The organism is Ruegeria sp. N11 (assembly GCF_056531525.1).
This window is the reverse complement of sequence record NZ_JBQFLX010000021.1, coordinates 1-13583: the sequence shown is the minus strand read 5'-3', so window position 1 is coordinate 13583 and position 13583 is coordinate 1. Positions and strand designations below refer to the sequence as shown.

The window sequence follows — 13583 nt, the reverse complement described above, 5'->3', positions numbered from 1 at the left end:
GAATTGCAGATATTTCCCTGTCCCTTTTGCGGTCTCCGGGACGAGCGCGAATTTCACTTTGCAGCCGAGGCGGGAAAAACCCGCCCGGATACCAGCGGCGCGGTTTCCAATGCGGAATGGGCCGCCTATCTGCACATGCACCGCAACGATAAGGGAGTGGTTCGGGAAATCTGGATGCACACAACCTGCGCCGAGGTGTTCCTGTTGGAGCGTGACAGCGTGACGATGGATGTCCTTGGCTCGACCCCTCTCAGAAAGGTCGCGCCATGACGTCATTTCGTACTACTTCGGGCGGGCTGATTGATCGGACCCGGCCGCTGAATTTCACATTCGATGGCAAACCCTATCAGGGATTTGCTGGCGACACTGTGGCTTCGGCGCTGATGGCCAGCGGCGTGCGTGTGATGGGGCGCAGTTTCAAGTACCATCGTCCGCGCGGTGTCTGGAGCGCCTGGGTGGATGAGCCCAACGCGATCATGACAGTCACCTTGAACGGCCGCGAACTGCCCAATTGCCTGGCCACAACCACGCCTCTTGAGGATGGGATGCAGGTCCGCGCGGTCAATGCCTGGCCAACGGCACAGTTCGACATCAAGGGCGGCCTTGATTTCTTTCACCGTTGGTTGTCTGCAGGGTTCTATTACAAGACCTTCATCTGGCCCGACTGGCATCTGTTTGAACCATCGATCCGGAAAATGGCCGGATTGGGCGCAGTGTCGACCGACGTTTTCGATGGCTATTCCACGGACAAAACTCATGCGCATTGCGACACGCTGGTTGTGGGCGCGGGCCCGGCAGGGCTGGTCGCTGCCCGCACTGCCGCTGAGGCCGGGCAGGACGTCGTTCTGGTCGATGATCATCCGGAAACCGGCGGCAGCGCCTATCAGTTCGAGGCGATTGAATCCGGGGCGCCGGCAGAATGGGTTACATCGCAAAGAATAGCCATCGAGTTGGCAGGCGGGCGCATCCTGACATCGACCACAGCTTTTGGGGTCTATGACCACGGTTTGGTTGGGCTGGTTGAAAACGGCCCTTTCGGCACCGCTCCGCGCCTATGGCGGATGAGGGCAGGGCGCGTCATTCTGGCCAGCGGGGCTTTGGACCGGCCGATAACGTTTGCCAACAATGACCGGCCGGGCGTGATGTCGCTAATGGGCGCGGCCGAGTATCTTGCGCGGTATGGTGTTCTGGCCGGGCGGGAGGTTGCGGTTCTCAGCAATCACTCATTGGCCGATCCGATCATTGCCAAGCTCAAGGACACCGGGGCGCGGGTCGTCGAAATCGACCCTTCGACGGGACCGGTCAAAGTTTCTGGCGGCAAGTCTCTGAAATCAATCTTTGCAGGTGACAGAACCTACCCGGTCGATACCGTGCTGAGCTCAGGCGGGTTGACGCCGCTGGTGCATCTGTGGCGGCACGCTGGGGGTAAACTGGATTGGTGCGCCACGCGGCAGGCCTTCCTGCCTGGCGCCGCCCCTGGCGGGATGATCGCGATCGGCGCGGCCAACGGCACCTACGATCTGAACGCAGCGCTGGATGAGGCAAGTGCGGCCGGTCGGGGCGAAACTACAACACGTCCGGACACCACTATTGCCCTTAAACCGTTGTGGCCAACACCCGGCTCGAATGGGCGTCAGTGGATCGATTTTCAGCATGATGTCACGCTCAAAGATGTGGAGCTTGCCGCCCGCGAAAACTTCGTCTCGGTCGAGCATCTGAAACGCTACACGACACTTGGGATGGCGTCCGATCAGGGCAAGACATCAAACATGGCCGGGCTTGCGGCAATGGCGGCCATTCAGGACCGGCCAATCCCCGAGGTTGGCACCACAACTTTCCGCCCCCCCTTTGTGCCCGTCCCGATCGAGACCTATCATGGGGCGCGGACCAAGGAACTTTGTAATCCGCTGAAACGCTTGCCGCTGGAACCGCAGCACCGCGCGCTTGACGCGGCGCTTTGTGAATATGGCGGGTGGCTACGCCCGGGATGGTACGGCAACGGAACGCCGGAACAGTTGATCCGGGCCGAGGCAGTGCGCACACGCGAGAGCGCGGGCATTCTCGATGGCTCTCCCTTGGGTAAGATTGAGGTGATGGGCCCGGATGCCGAAGCCTTTGTGAATTTCATCTTTTATAATACCATCAAAACACTCAAACCCGGTGCAATCCGTTACGGGTTCATGCTGACCGAAGGCGGCATCGTCTATGATGACGGGGTGATCTCGCGGTTGGATCAGAACCGGTTTGTGATTTCCTGCTCGTCCAGCCACGTGGACAGCGTGCGCATGCACCTGGAATCCTGGCGTCAGGATGGCAACGACCCCGATCGTATTTTTGTGCACGACCTGACCCATCAATATGTCACGGTTACGGTCACCGGGCCCAAAGCCCGGGAAATCCTGATGGTTCTCGATCTGGGTATTGATCTGTCCGCTCAGGCGTTCCCGCACATGACCTTTCGCGAAGGGAGCTTCAATGACGCCTCTGTTCGGGTGTCACGTGTCAGTTTTACCGGCGACCTCAGCTATGAAATCTCGGTCCCTGCATCGTCTGGGCGAAGCCTGTGGCAGGCCGCAGTTAAAGCGGCTGCGCCTTTCGGCGCCGCCCCTGTCGGCATCGAGGCAATTTCGGTCCTGCGTGCCGAAAAAGGCTATATCATGATCGGCAAGGACACGGATGGAGAGACCATGCCACACGATCTGGGTTATTCCATCCCCCGGGGAAAGAAGAAAACCCCGTTTGTCGGGGACCGCAGCCTTCACACCGCCACGGCCAACCGTTTGGACCGCAAGACACTGGTCGGCCTGACCGTTCCGGCGGGCGAACCGGCCATTCCGACCGGCGCGCATATGGTGACTGGTGACACACCACCCCGCTCGCTGGGTTACGTAACATCAAGCTATGACAGCCCCAGTGTCGGCGCGCCGATTGCATTGGGGTTGATGGAAAGCGGCGCAGAACGAACAGGCGAAATGATCGACATCTGGCACGACGGCCAGCGACGCAAGGCGACGTTGTGCGCGCCTTGCTTCTACGACCCGGAAGGGGAGCGTCTGAATGCGTGACGACCGGAATAAATGGGCCCCCGCTGGGCAATACGGGCAAGAGATTGATTTGGGGTCAACCGCTATGTCCCGAGTGCATCTCGAACGCCAGACCCTGATGTCCGGCCCCGACCTTGCATCGCGATCGGTGCCACCGTGCACCGGCTGGCCTGATGTCGTGGCAGATGACGTCTACACCATCGCCCTGCGTCGCGACAGATTGCTTGAGGTCAACGGACCAGACCGACAGGAAGGCTGGCACGAAGAACAGAACATGGCTGTTTCTGACGTTTCGCACGCCTATTCGGTTTTTGCCCTGAGTGGGCCGGGGGCGATGGATTTGCTACAGCGCGGAACCGAAATTCGGCTTGATCAGCCATCCAAAAGCGCGGTCCGTCGATTTTTCGGGTTCGAGGTCATTCTTTACCGCGTTCAATCGGAAACCCGGTTTCGCCTGCATATCGCAAATGCACACGACCACGCTTTGTGTGAGTTTCTTGCCAAAGCGGCCAATGCTTTCTGACAGTATCTGTGTCGCGAGCGAAGGCCCGTTTCGGGCAGATGAATGGTCGTTCGGTTGATCAGCGAGTGGGGCAAAAACCCACGTTTGGCTTGACTTGGCTTCCCCAAGCAGGAACCGTTAAGTCAGAGGGGTTTATCGGGCTCGGTGGGCATTCCGCTATCTGACCCGCCGGCTTCCGCAGGAGGGCCAGGAACATGTATCGCCTTCGTCTATTTTCGGTCCGGCATTCGGGTACATTTGAAAAAATTTACAAGTACGTGGAAAGGGCGATGGTTGCGCTTGACCCGCTGTTCGACCGGATCGGATATCACCGGGTGGAAAAACCTGTTGCGCTGGTTGAACGGGGTGTGAAATCGCTGCTGTTTGATTGCCGCATGTGCGGTCAATGCGTTTTGTCATCGACCGGTATGTCGTGCCCCATGAATTGCCCGAAACAGTTGCGCAACGGCCCCTGCGGCGGGGTTCGGCCCGGCGAATACTGCGAAGTGAAACCGGACATGAAATGCGTCTGGGCATTGGCCTGGAGCGGGGCGAGCCGGATGAGCAGCGGTGCGGCACAGATCAATGAGGTTTTGCCTCCGGTCGAGCACACCTTGCAGGGGACGTCTTCGTGGCTGCGGGTCAGTCGGGAAAAAGCAATGCGTGCGCGGGATCAACGTGACCTGGCCAAACAAGCCCTGGCGCAGTCCTTCCCCGAGGCCCGGTCGATGGAGCCGGTTGCCGCACCTTTGGCGCAGGAACCCGAAAATATCGGGAGCGGTAAGAAATGACTGGTCATATCGAAGCGCTGGACACTCATTCATCCCGTTCCGCACTTCCGGAAGGATTTGTCTCACACAGTCGTCTGGAAAAAGTCCTGCGGTCTGGCCGGTTTGCCGTCACGGCCGAATTGAACCCTCCTGACAGCGCCGATCCGTCCGATGTCTACGATGCCGCCCAGCCGCTCAGCGAGGTTGCCGACGCCATCAACGCAACGGATGCTTCGGGTGCCAACTGCCACATGTCCTCGATCGGCATATCCGCGTTGCTGACACGGGCCGGGTACTCGCCCGTCTATCAGATATCCTGCCGTGATCGTAACCGTATCGCAATTCAGGGCGATGTGCTGGGCGCTGCCGCGCTTGGTGTCAGCAACGTCCTCTGCCTGACGGGCGACGGGGTCGGTGCAGGGGATCAGCCCGGCGCGAAACCTGTTTTTGACTTTGATTCGCTGACGTTGCTGCGCACCATCCGCTCGATGCGGGACAACGGAACATTTCTGTCGGGGCGCAAAATAACCGCGCCGCCGCAGATGTTTCTGGGCGCAGCCGAGAACCCATGTATTCCCCCGTATGAATGGCGTCCAAACCGATTGGCCAAAAAGATCACTGCCGGGGCGGATTTCATCCAGACCAACTACATTTTCGACATGCCGTTGTTCGAATCTTTCATGTCTCGTGTCCGGGACGAAGGGTTGGACAAGAAAGTGTTCATTCTGGCGGGGGTCGGCCCGCTAGCATCGGCCCGAGCGGCCCGCTGGATGCGCAACAACGTGCCCGGGATTCATATCCCGGACGCGGTCATCGAACGGCTTGAAAAAGCGGACAATCCCAGCGAGGAAGGCAAAAGGATCTGCATTGAACTGCTGCAGCAGGTACAGCAGATCAGGGGCGTCGCGGGGGCGCATGTCATGGCTTATCGACGCGAACATATGGTTGCCGATATCATCCGCGAAGCCGGAGTTCTGCACGCCCGCCGCAGGACCAACCGATGACACCGGCGCCCTCGTCCAAGCGCAGCGAACTTGGATTGTGGCAAAGAATTTGAATATCATTAGAGTATTGAACAACAAAACCGAAAGACAGTGGCGCTGGCTGTGTGCGCCGTTGCGGTCTAATTCAAGGGAAGGTCTGCATCATGAAAATTGACGGCAAGCATTACCGCTCGCTCTGGTTCAACACAGAAAAGGATGTGCTGGAGATCATTGATCAGCGATGGCTGCCGCACAAGCTGGTGATCCGGCCTGTCGACACCATGGATGCCTTTTGCACTGCAATCGTGGAAATGAGCGTGCGTGGCGCGCCTTTGATCGGAGCGACCGCCGCCTACGGCATGGCGCTGCAAATGCGGCTGGACCCATCGGATGCGGCAATGGATCAGGCCTGGGAAACGCTGCACGCCACACGACCGACCGCGATCAACCTTCGGTGGGCGTTGGACCGGTGCCGCACGGCTATGCGTCAGCTGGCCCCGTCTGACAGGGCGGTAGCGGCATTGCAACTGGCCCATGACATTGCGGACGAAGATGTCGAGATCAATCGGATGATCGGTGTCCACGGACTTGAACTGATCCGTGACATTGCAGCGAAGAAGCCCGAAGGCGAACCGGTCCGCCTGCTGACCCACTGCAACGCCGGCTGGTTGGCGACGGTCGATTGGGGCACCGCCACCAGCCCGATGTATCACGCCTTTGATGCGGGTATTCCCATCCATGTGTGGGCCGATGAAACCCGGCCGCGCAACCAGGGTGCACTGACATCATGGGAACTGGGCAACCACGGCGTGCCGCACACCTATATTGTCGACAACGCAGGCGGGCACCTGATGCAGCACGGGCAGGTCGACATGGTCATTGTCGGCACCGACCGGACCACCCGCCGCGGCGATGTCTGCAACAAAATCGGAACCTATCTCAAGGCGTTGGCCGCCCATGACAACAATGTGCCTTTCTATGTGGCTCTGCCGTCGCCGACCATTGACTGGACGGTCAGTGACGGCGTTCGCGAAATCCCGATCGAGAAGCGCGATCCGCGCGAAGTTACGCATATCTGGGGCAGGGACGATGCGAACGAGATTTCTTCGGTGCAGGTGACACCTGACGGAACAGAAGGCATGGATTTTGCGTTCGACGTCACACCCGCGCGGCTTGTCACGGGGCTGATCACCGAACGTGGCGTATTCGAAGCTTCAGAGGAAAGTCTGGCAGCGGGGTTCCCCGAGATGCAGCGCGGCGCTGCCTGATCTGGCACGGCACAGAACAGATCAAATAGTTATTTAGCGAAACGCTGGTGCACTTGCAGCCCGCCTAACTATGGCGGGCTAGATGCTTTCGAAGGCGAAATTCAGGCTTTAGAAGAAAATGAATTCATCCACGTGGAACGGATGAAACGCCTGAGCTTTGCCTGTGCTGATGCCATTCGCTTTGGCCTGTTGAGGGGCGGCTTCCTGCGCCCTTGCCGCCCGGATACGTGCCCGCTCAAGCTCTGCCCAAAGAAAAAACAGGCCCTCACGTTTCCCTACCAGGGATTCCGGCACCAAACGCCGCGATTTTTTGACTTTCTGCTCGATTTTTGCCTCCGGGCTTTGCACCCCTTTTGCACATTTCTAACAATGCGGCAAAATTTGGGCAACGAAATTCCCGGAGGACGTGAGGTTATGCGCTGATATACGCCCGGAAAGCCCACTTTCCGTTCATATCCTGCCACCCACATGACGTTTTGACAGTGTATGAACCGAGGCTAGTTTGCCCTGTTCACCATGTTCGTCACGCTTGTTGCCGCGAAGAGCAAGGCAGCCACACAAACGATTGTTGGCCCGGCAGGCGTATCGAATTCCAGGGCAGCGCGTAGCCCCCCAATAACCGATAAGGTGCCGATCACGGCAGCTATCACCGCCATGCTTTCAGGCGTACGGGCCAGAGGCCGGGCTGCTGCCGAAGGGATGATCAGCATTGCGCCGATAAGCAACACGCCAACAACCTTGATGGCAACTGCAACCGTGACAGCCAGCGCCAGTGTCAGAAACAACTGCTCTCGCCTTGGGTCAATACCGCTTGCGTAAGCCAGATCGGTGTTGAGGGTCGCCGTCAGTAATGCCGACCAGCGCCACGAAATCAACAGAACAACCAGCGCCGCACCGCCCCAGATCACAGCCAGATCACCGCGTGATACGGCCAGAATATCGCCAAACAGATAGGCCATCAGGTCTATTCGCACCCCTGACAGAAACGAAACTGCGACCAGACCGAAGGCAAGTGCGGAATGGGCCAGTACCCCCAACAAGGTGTCCATCGTGTATCCGCGCCCGGACAGGAACGTCACAGTCAGCGCCAGTAGAAGCGCAACGGCAGTCGCGCCTGCAAAGATCGACACCTGAAAAGAAAGGGACAAGGCAACCCCCAGAATTGCGGCATGGGCGGTTGCATCGCCGAAATAGGCCATGCGCCGCCAGACCACAAAAGAACCCAAAGGTGCCGCTGCGCACGCTACACCAACCCCGGCCAGCGTGGCGCGCGTCAAAAAATCATCCAGCATTACTCGGCAGCCTCCTTCGAAGCGTGATCATGACCATGGTCGTGGTCATGGCGATACAGTGCCAGTGCACCACCTGTCCCCGAACCGAACAGGGCCCGGTATTCCGGCGCGGTTGCCACCGTTGCAGGCGTACCTTCGCAACAGACGTGGCCGTTCAGGCATATGACACGGTCCGAGGCGCTCATGACCACGTGTAGATCGTGGCTGATCATCAGTACGGCGCATCCGGTCTCGGCACGGGTGGCTTCGATCTGTTGATAAAACGCTGCAGAACCCGGTTGATCGAGCCCCTGAGTCGCCTCGTCCAGCAACAGCAACTCGGGCTGATTCAGCAAAGCCCGCGCCAGCAGGACGCGCTGGAACTGCCCACCGGACAGTTGCGACATTTGCTGCCCGGAAAGATCGGGAACGCCCGCACGTTTCAACGCTTGTCTGCAGGCCGATCGATCAACGGCGCCCGGAAGACGCATGAACCGTTCCACCGTGATCGGAAGCGTAGGATCGATATGCAGCCGCTGCGGCACATAACCCAGCCTCAGGCCCGGTTTCAGCCGTACACGGCCAGTCGAAGCACGCGTCGCCCCGATCAGGGACCGCAGCAGGCTTGTCTTTCCAGATCCGTTTGGCCCGACTATCGTGACGATCTCACCCGGATTTATCGACAGGTTCACATCGCGCAGCACGGTTTTTGCGCCGTAGCGGATGCTGAGGCCTTCAATGGTTGCCAGACTCATGAATTTTCTTTCCCAACGCAGGTCGGGCACAGGCCTTCTACTTCGATGATGGTTCGTTCGATCCGGAATCCGGATGTCTTGGCAGCTTCTCCCAATGCCCCTTTTTCGGGGGTAGATTGTGCCTCGGCGACTATTTCGCAGTTTCGGCAGATCATGAAGGCAGGGGCGTGCGCTTCGCCGGGATGGGCGCAGGCAACGAACGCGTTCAGTCGTTCGATTTTGTGAACGAATCCATGCTCAACCAGAAAATCCAGCGCACGATACGCGACCGGTGGTTGAGATCCGAAACCCGCCTCGCGCAGCCTTTCAAGGATCGCATAGGCGCCAAGCGCCTTGTGGTCTTCCAGCAGCACTTGCAACACCTTGCGTCGAACGGGTGTAAAGCGAAGGTTCTCTTTCTCGCAACGCGCATCTGCCGACGCAATCGCGTCGGTAACGCAGGCCGAATGGTCATGCTGTTCGAACCCGACGCTGACGGCTTCCTCGCGGTTCTGCAAGTCACTTGTCATGTTATTACATATCGTATAATTGAGCGATTAATGTTATAAAATCACATAGGGAACCCCATGTCCAGAAAGCTTCTTTCCCTGTCCATCAGCGCAACCTTTTTTGGAAGTGTGGCGTGGGCTGATACACCGAATGTCGCAGTTGATATCGCGCCCGTGCATTCACTGGTCGCGCGGGTAATGGATGGTGTCGGCAGCCCGGTTCTGATTGTTCAACCCGGAGCTTCGCCGCACGAATACTCCCTGCGCCCTTCGGACGCCGCTGCACTGCAAGACGCGGACTTGGTGTTTTGGGTCGGAGAAGACCTGACACCCTGGTTGGAAGGGGCAATCGAAACGCTTTCGGAAAACGCAGATGTGACATCCCTGATGGAGGCTGAGGGCACGGTCGAACTGGAGCTTCGCGAGAGCGCGTTGTTCGAGGCGCATGACCATGAAGCACATGCCGACTCGGACAATCACGATCACGATGACCACAATGATCATGAAAACCATGATGAACATGATGACGATCATGCCGAAGAAAAAGACCATGACGACCACGATCATGATGATCATGCTGAACGCGATCATGGGTCACACGACACTCATGTCTGGTTGTCACCCGAGAACGCGGCAATCTGGCTGAACCTGATCGCCGGGAAGCTCTCAGCCGCTGATCCGGACAATGCAAGTGCCTATTTCTCGAACGCTGTGGCGGCACGGGAAGAAATCGAAGCCCTGAAAGCCGAGATCAACGAGATATTGGAACCGGCGCGCGGGAAAGAGTTCATTGTCTTCCATGATGCCTACCAATATTTCGAAGTTGCCTTCGATTTTCCGGCCGCCGGGGCAATTTCGCTTTCTGATGCCTCCGATCCCAGCCCCGCACGGATCGCCGAGATTCAGGGCCGCATTCGTGCGGAGGACATCGACTGTGTCCTGACCGAACCTCAGTTCGACCCCAGACTGGTCCAGACGGTTCTGGACGGGACCGAGGCCAATACCGGCGTCAGCGACCCGATCGGCGCAAATATCGAACCGGGTCCATCGTTTTATCCTCAACTTCTTCGTAATCTGGCAACCACCCTTTCCGATTGCCTTTGACCATCCGGCCTGCATTCCCCAGAAATTGGAATGCAGGCCGAAACCCCGCAAGGAAACCACTCGGTTAATCGGTGGCTTCATCTGAATTCGCCCAATTTCAGCGCAACGCTTTTCGCGCTGCAACTCCTCGGCTACACTTCTCTAATTGATAACGAGTATTTACCGCTGTCCCGGCATTCATTTGTTTGTTGAGAGGAAAAGTCATGAGCAAACGTCCCACAAAATCGCGGAAGTCAAAGTCTGGCGGAAAGTCCAGCTTGCCAAAAGCGCTTGCTGCGGCCCCGCGGCTTGGTAACCGGGTGCTGAACGCTCACAGGGACATGACTGACCTGCGGGACAGAGCATATAAGCCAACATTGCGACAGCTTCGCCTGACGATGGATCCGCCGCATCCCGATCTAAGCCCCATACGGGATCAGGGACGGGAAGGGGCTTGTACCGGGTTTGCCCTGTCCAGTGCGATCACCCTGATGAACCGGCAGCGCCACGCACGGATCGATCCGTCCGCACGGGCCCCGATGGCCAGTGCACGCATGCTGTATGAGATGGCCAAGATCAACGATGAATGGCCCGGGGAAGACTACGAAGGGTCCAGCATCCGTGCGGCCTTGAAAGGGTTCTACCACAACGGCGTCTGCAGCGACGAAACCGCACCGTACCAGGATGGTGACTCCGGCTGGCATCTGACTGTTGAGCACGCCAAGGAGGCCCGAAACCTTGGACTGGGCGCATATTATCGCATGCGCCCAGAAATTATCGACTACCACGCCGCTTTGAATGAGGTTGGCGTCATCTACGTGTCCGCGCGGATTCACCGGGGATGGCGAAATCCGGCGGATGGCGAAATCGAACCCTCATATTTCAGCGAGGGCGGACACGCCTTCATCATCGTCGGCTATAATGAACGCGGGTTCCTGATCCAGAATTCATGGGGCGAGGACTGGGGCGGATTCAATGGCCGTCCGGGAATTGCCCTGTGGAAATATGAAGACTGGTCCGCCACCATTATGGATGCCTGGGTGTTGCGCCTGGCGGTTCCGACGCCGGACGCCTTTGACCTGACAATCAGCAATCCTTCACCGCAATCTCGAACCCTGTTCGGTTCACAGGAAGTCCGCGCGCCCCGGCACGAAGACATCATCGGACACATCATCCATCTCGATGACGGTCAGCTTAGGGAAACCGGGAAATACCCGACACCGATGACGACCATACAGGAGACTGCGGACTTTCTGTCCGACGAAGCCGCAACGGCTGAGCGTGGGTACGAACACCTGTTATTCTATGCGCATGGTGGCCTGAACAACGCCAACGCCTCGGCCAATCGCGTCCGGAAAATGAAGGAAGTGTTCAAGCGCAACGGAATCTACCCCATCCACTTTATGTGGGAGACCGGTTTTTTTGAATCGCTCACAGATGTCGTCTTTTCGTCGCGCAGTAGGGCCGAGGCTCGGGTCGGCGGCCTGTCGGATTTCTTCGATACCGCCCTGGAATCCTTTGCCCGCAAACCGGGAACAGCTGTGTGGCGCGACATGAAATGGGACGCCCGGGAAAGCTTTAGGGCCGGGGGCGGCGGGCGTAAAGCTGTCAAGGCACTTCTAAAGGGCAACGCGCAGCGGTCCAAACCCCTTCAGATCCATTTTGTGGGTCACAGCGCGGGCTCGATACTTCTGGCGCATATGCTGGATGCCATGGACAAAATGAACCCGCTCAACACCCCGGTTGAATCATGTTCCCTGATGGCTCCGGCCTGCACCGTTGATCTGTTCAAGAAAAGCTATCACCCCAGAATACGCAAAGCCGGAGTTGCCAGCGGTGTCACAAACCTTTGGCAGTATAACCTGATCGATCAGCGCGAACAGGATGACAGTGTCGGGCCCTATCGGAAATCCCTGCTGTATTTCGTGTCCAATGCATTTGAAGACCAAAAGGAAATGCCGATCCTGGGCATGGACAAGTTTGGCAAAAAGGTTCCCGGGAAGAAGGGCTACAAAGTGCACTTTGCCGGGCGTGCATCATCTATAACGGACAGTCACACCCATGGCGGATTCGACAATGATCGCAAGACCATGAACGATATTCTCAAAAATATCCTTGGAAAAAAACCGTCACCGGCGAACGGGTTCCAGCCCAGCGACCTTGTCGGTTACTGACATGCGCTCTGCTTAGAACGCTGACGTCAGTTCAATAAGCGACCGAGGACGGAAACTGGGCCAATGCGGTGGCACCTGAACTGTGTTGTTTCACCGGTCCAGGCAGGCATCCGGAGAACCGCTGTTCCCGGACCTTTTCCGGAGTGTTGTTGTACATTGTCCGAAAGGACCGACCCAGGGACGTGATCGACGAAAACCCGGTCGCGGCAGATATTTCTCGCAATGACATGTCCGTATTGCGCAGCAGGCTGTTTGCACGCTCCAGCCTCAGCGCCCTGTAAGTGCATAGCAGCTTGGTTCCTGTTTTGCTCAGAAACCTTCGCTGAAGCTGCCGGGTCGACGTACCCAGTACGGTCGAGATATCAGGGATTTTCAGCGGCTCTTCAATGTGGGTCAGCATAGTGTCCACGGCCTGCCTGACCAGTGGGTCTGCGCCCGACCGTTGTATAAGCCTGATGGCCAGTTGGCTTTGGTATTGTGGTCCCGACTCGGTCAGACCGATATAGTCGCGCAGGGATTCCGCAATGTAGGCCCCGTGATCAAGCGACACGAATTCCGACATCAGCCGCAGTGAACTGAGCCGGGTCGAAGCACTGTGCATGCGACCTGTCGAAGCAAGATGTGTATCGGTTCCGCATTGCCGCAACCCGTTTTCCTGCGCTGCGGCGACAAAGTTTGAATGGACAGCGGCGTCTGTCTTGTCGGCCCGTCCCATCTGCGCCAGCAGCAGAACGGCGCCACCGACCAGAATTGTTCTTGGTGCCAGGCTAAACACCTGCGAGGTCCAGTTGCGCTCGCGCGAGGAGAGTTTCCAGTTTTTGTGAATATCCCCCCAGAAAATCGCGGTCCGTCCGGCCCAGTACAAGGGTGTTCCCGCGCTTTCGACGGCGACACGCCGGATGTTTACTTTATAGGAATGCCCCTCGATCAGATCGTTCAACGCGTCGTAGAATTCGACGATCATATCGGTGGATGGCAGTGCACCCGTTTCCTTTACGAAAACGTCAACTTCATGAACCTTCAGAGCCTTGAGCGCGGCCGGCTCAGCCAACTCGCTGCTGGCGTTTTTGGGGATATAGTGCTTCATCTCAATAACAGTGACCTGCTTTCAATTTGTGCACCGGAGTGTGGCTGCGGACGAGGCTGAACGGTGCCCCCGCCATTTTGCTGGCGGGGTTTTATCTTTCACTCAGCGGCTTCTTCGTATTCTGACATTGGAGGGCATGTGCAGATGAGGTTTCTGTC

General features: G+C 57.9%; 13 protein-coding genes. 8 read left to right on the top strand and 5 right to left on the bottom strand.

Annotated features, from left to right (window positions below; translation table 11 throughout):
* Positions 1-3 precede the first annotated feature (3 nt).
* The 6 genes from ACR0J8_RS19460 to mtnA all read left to right on the top strand — a co-directional run bounded on the left by ACR0J8_RS19460 (position 4) and on the right by mtnA (position 6567).
* Complete coding sequence (locus ACR0J8_RS19460; protein ID WP_480526739.1) at positions 4-270, top strand: sarcosine oxidase subunit delta; 267 nt, start codon at positions 4-6, stop codon at positions 268-270.
* Positions 267-3065: a 2Fe-2S iron-sulfur cluster-binding protein gene (locus ACR0J8_RS19455; RefSeq protein ID WP_480891713.1), complete on the top strand. Its 2799-nt coding sequence runs from the start codon at positions 267-269 to the stop codon at positions 3063-3065. The genes ACR0J8_RS19460 and ACR0J8_RS19455 overlap by 4 nt, the downstream gene beginning before the upstream one ends.
* Positions 3058-3567, top strand: a complete 510-nt coding sequence (locus ACR0J8_RS19450) for a hypothetical protein (protein ID WP_480526743.1) — start codon at positions 3058-3060, stop codon at positions 3565-3567. The genes ACR0J8_RS19455 and ACR0J8_RS19450 overlap by 8 nt, the downstream gene beginning before the upstream one ends.
* A 269-nt stretch (positions 3568-3836) precedes the next feature.
* Positions 3837-4337, top strand: a complete 501-nt coding sequence (locus ACR0J8_RS19445; protein ID WP_480492313.1) for a methylenetetrahydrofolate reductase C-terminal domain-containing protein — start codon at positions 3837-3839, stop codon at positions 4335-4337.
* On the top strand, positions 4334-5320 hold the full coding sequence (locus ACR0J8_RS19440; protein ID WP_170619776.1) for a methylenetetrahydrofolate reductase: 987 nt from the start codon (positions 4334-4336) through the stop codon (positions 5318-5320). The genes ACR0J8_RS19445 and ACR0J8_RS19440 overlap by 4 nt, the downstream gene beginning before the upstream one ends.
* Before the next feature lie 143 nt (positions 5321-5463).
* Complete coding sequence (mtnA, locus tag ACR0J8_RS19435; RefSeq protein ID WP_480891709.1) at positions 5464-6567, top strand: S-methyl-5-thioribose-1-phosphate isomerase; 1104 nt, start codon at positions 5464-5466, stop codon at positions 6565-6567.
* A 108-nt stretch (positions 6568-6675) separates the two neighbouring features.
* Here the strand turns inward: mtnA and ACR0J8_RS19430 are convergent, their stop codons facing one another.
* The 4 genes from ACR0J8_RS19430 to ACR0J8_RS19415 all read right to left on the bottom strand — a co-directional run bounded on the left by ACR0J8_RS19430 (position 6676) and on the right by ACR0J8_RS19415 (position 9102).
* Entirely contained in the window at positions 6676-6915 is a 240-nt protein-coding gene (locus ACR0J8_RS19430; RefSeq protein WP_480891707.1) for a hypothetical protein, read from the bottom strand.
* Between the two features lie 149 nt (positions 6916-7064).
* Positions 7065-7859 (bottom strand): metal ABC transporter permease, encoded by a 795-nt coding sequence (locus tag ACR0J8_RS19425; protein WP_170613936.1) that lies wholly within the window; start codon positions 7857-7859, stop codon positions 7065-7067.
* Positions 7859-8593, bottom strand: a complete 735-nt coding sequence (locus ACR0J8_RS19420) for a metal ABC transporter ATP-binding protein (RefSeq protein ID WP_170682418.1) — start codon at positions 8591-8593, stop codon at positions 7859-7861. Before ACR0J8_RS19420 ends, ACR0J8_RS19425 begins: the two co-directional genes overlap by 1 nt.
* Positions 8590-9102 (bottom strand): transcriptional repressor, encoded by a 513-nt coding sequence (locus tag ACR0J8_RS19415; protein ID WP_170613938.1) that lies wholly within the window; start codon positions 9100-9102, stop codon positions 8590-8592. Before ACR0J8_RS19415 ends, ACR0J8_RS19420 begins: the two co-directional genes overlap by 4 nt.
* A gap of 57 nt (positions 9103-9159) precedes the next feature.
* Between ACR0J8_RS19415 and ACR0J8_RS19410 the strand changes: the two genes are divergently transcribed.
* A complete protein-coding gene (locus tag ACR0J8_RS19410) occupies positions 9160-10185 on the top strand; it encodes a zinc ABC transporter substrate-binding protein (protein ID WP_480891704.1) in 1026 nt (341 codons plus the stop codon).
* 320 nt (positions 10186-10505) lie between these two features.
* Positions 10506-12338, top strand: a complete 1833-nt coding sequence (locus ACR0J8_RS19405; RefSeq protein ID WP_480891701.1) for a C1 family peptidase — start codon at positions 10506-10508, stop codon at positions 12336-12338.
* Positions 12339-12369: 31 nt separating this feature from the next.
* Here the strand turns inward: ACR0J8_RS19405 and ACR0J8_RS19400 are convergent, their stop codons facing one another.
* Entirely contained in the window at positions 12370-13425 is a 1056-nt protein-coding gene (locus ACR0J8_RS19400; protein ID WP_480526753.1) for a helix-turn-helix domain-containing protein, read from the bottom strand.
* Positions 13426-13583: the final 158 nt, after the last annotated feature.

Excerpts from the sequence above, each read along its gene's own strand:
- ACR0J8_RS19405 (WP_480891701.1), top strand. The coding sequence starts at position 10,506 with ATGACTGACCTGCGGGACAGAGCATATAAGCCAACATTGCGACAGCTT.
- ACR0J8_RS19420 (WP_170682418.1), bottom strand. The coding sequence starts at position 8,593 with ATGAGTCTGGCAACCATTGAAGGCCTCAGCATCCGCTACGGCGCAAAA.
- ACR0J8_RS19415 (WP_170613938.1), bottom strand. The coding sequence starts at position 9,102 with ATGACAAGTGACTTGCAGAACCGCGAGGAAGCCGTCAGCGTCGGGTTC.
- ACR0J8_RS19445 (WP_480492313.1), top strand. The coding sequence starts at position 3,837 with ATGGTTGCGCTTGACCCGCTGTTCGACCGGATCGGATATCACCGGGTG.
- ACR0J8_RS19425 (WP_170613936.1), bottom strand. The coding sequence starts at position 7,859 with ATGCTGGATGATTTTTTGACGCGCGCCACGCTGGCCGGGGTTGGTGTA.
- mtnA (WP_480891709.1), top strand. The coding sequence starts at position 5,464 with ATGAAAATTGACGGCAAGCATTACCGCTCGCTCTGGTTCAACACAGAA.
- ACR0J8_RS19455 (WP_480891713.1), top strand. The coding sequence starts at position 267 with ATGACGTCATTTCGTACTACTTCGGGCGGGCTGATTGATCGGACCCGG.
- ACR0J8_RS19410 (WP_480891704.1), top strand. The coding sequence starts at position 9,160 with ATGTCCAGAAAGCTTCTTTCCCTGTCCATCAGCGCAACCTTTTTTGGA.
- ACR0J8_RS19440 (WP_170619776.1), top strand. The coding sequence starts at position 4,334 with ATGACTGGTCATATCGAAGCGCTGGACACTCATTCATCCCGTTCCGCA.
- ACR0J8_RS19450 (WP_480526743.1), top strand. The coding sequence starts at position 3,058 with ATGCGTGACGACCGGAATAAATGGGCCCCCGCTGGGCAATACGGGCAA.
- ACR0J8_RS19400 (WP_480526753.1), bottom strand. The coding sequence starts at position 13,425 with ATGAAGCACTATATCCCCAAAAACGCCAGCAGCGAGTTGGCTGAGCCG.